The following is a 1,952-nucleotide window of genomic DNA, read 5'->3' as shown; positions in this document are numbered from 1 at the left end:
GGGGGGGATTGTCACCCACACCGGGGCAACTCCATAACTATACGGTCCACCCACCACCAACACCAAATCGACCCCGGACGTCCGGGCACACCCCCAACGGGAGGGGCCTGGACCCCTGGTGCGATCGCCCTCGCGGCCCCCCTCCCCCCGATGGCCGACTCGACGCACTCTGGATGGAAGGAACAACTCGTAGTAGACAAGGTGCATGGTCAGGAAAACGGGAGTGGCACCGCGGTTGGCCGAGGCCTTGGGGATCGTTCTGGGCACCGAGGAGATTCCGCTGAGGCTCCGGGCATGGGACGGATCAGAAGCAGGGCCTTCCGGTGCCCCGGTGATCGAGTTCCATTCCCGGCGGGGATTACGGCGGATGCTGTGGGCGCCGAATCAGCTCGGGCTGAGCCGTGCGTATGTCGCTGGGGATATCGACGGGCCCGGCGACCTCTTCGAGAGCTTCTCGGCTCTCAGTTCCGTGGGCAAATTCGCCGAGCTGAGGGCATTCCGCCCTCCGACCCTCAGCGAACGCATCAGACTTGTCCGGACGGCTGTTCAGGTCGGAGCACTCGGGCTTCCGCCCACGCCGCCGCCCGAGGAGATGGACGTCAGACGCCTGGGGCGGAAGCATTCCAAGGAACGGGACGCCGCAGCGATCTCCCACCACTACGACGTCGGCAATGAGTTCTATGCACTCGTGCTGGGGCAGTCGATGGTCTACTCCTGCGCGGTCTGGGAGAACGGGGCCGGCGGCCTGGATGCCTCTCAGCAGGCGAAGCTGGATCTGGTCTGCCGCAAACTGGGTCTTCGGCGGGGCATGCGGGTGCTGGACGTGGGCTGCGGCTGGGGCAGCCTTGCCCTCTACGCGGCGCAGAACTACGGGGTGGACGTCCTCGGCGTCACTCTTTCCCAGGAGCAGGCGGACTTCGGGCGGGAGCGGGTATCCGCAGCCGGTCTTGAGGACCGTATCGAGATCAGGGTCCAGGACTATCGCGATGTTCACGACACACCGTTCGATGCGATCAGCTCGATCGGCATGGCCGAACACGTAGGCGAGGACCAGATCGGGAACTACGCGTCCCATCTGTTCCGCCTGCTTCGTCCCGGCGGCCGTCTCCTCAACCACGCGATCTCCTGGAACGCCGGGAAGATGCCTCCTGATCCGGACTCCTTCATCCCCCGCTACGTCTTTCCCGACGGTGAGATGCTCAGCCTTGCCGCCATGATCGAGGCGCTCGAATCGGCAGGGCTGGAAGTACTGGACGTCGAAGCGCTGCGCCGGCATTACGCTTTGACGCTCCGGGCCTGGGTGGACAATCTCGAGAGGAACTGGGACGAGGCGGTGCGCCTCACCAGCGAGGGTCGGGCTCGGGTGTGGAGGCTGTACATGGCATCGAGTGCCCTCGGGTTCGAGCGGGGTCTGAACGGGGTCAATCAGGTACTGGTGCAACGCCCGGGAGGAATGGAACCCCCATTGCGCCGCCGGGAATGGGTGTAAACGCATGTTCACCCGCTCATGACTCGTACCGCGCCGGGATCCTGATTCCGTGGTGAGCTCCGGTGCTCGTCCTCGAGCCCGTCCACGCGAGTCTTTCAGAACCGTTCCGTGATGACGTCCGGTACTTACCCGTGGGTCGCGCCGGCAGCCGGGTCGGGCACACGCTGAGCGCCCTCGAGACCCGGCCTCGCACTCCTCCCCCGCGCACGCCGACGACTCCTGCGCCGTGCGGTACTGCGCCCCGATCCGCATCGTAGGGCGAGGCTCGTCCGCACAGATTCGGTGATGCCGAGGTCCGGTTGTGCGGATGCCGGGTTGCCGGGTTGCCGGTGTCGAGGTTGCCGCTGTGGGGTGTCTGGGGGGTGTCTGTCCGGTGGTGGGTGGGTGGGTGGTTAACGGGGAAGAGGCCCCACCGGTGGTGGGGCCTCTTGCCTGTAATGGTTGTCCGGCGGTGTCCTACTCT

Annotated in this window: 1 protein-coding gene; it reads left to right on the top strand. The window is 65.9% G+C overall.

What is annotated here, in order from left to right; translation table 11 throughout:
• The first annotated feature begins 205 nt into the window (after positions 1-205).
• The gene (locus CXQ97_RS18460) at positions 206-1,489 is read left to right on the top strand and encodes a cyclopropane-fatty-acyl-phospholipid synthase family protein (RefSeq protein ID WP_104182348.1); all 1,284 of its coding nucleotides are present in this window, start codon (positions 206-208) and stop codon (positions 1,487-1,489) included.
• Positions 1,490-1,952 lie beyond the last annotated feature (463 nt).

The organism is Arthrobacter sp. B0490 (genome assembly GCF_002929355.1).
Taxonomy (GTDB): Bacteria; Actinomycetota; Actinomycetes; order Actinomycetales; family Micrococcaceae; genus Arthrobacter_D.
The sequence above is the reverse complement of the archived record's forward strand: the minus strand, read 5'-3'. Positions and strand labels throughout refer to the sequence as shown.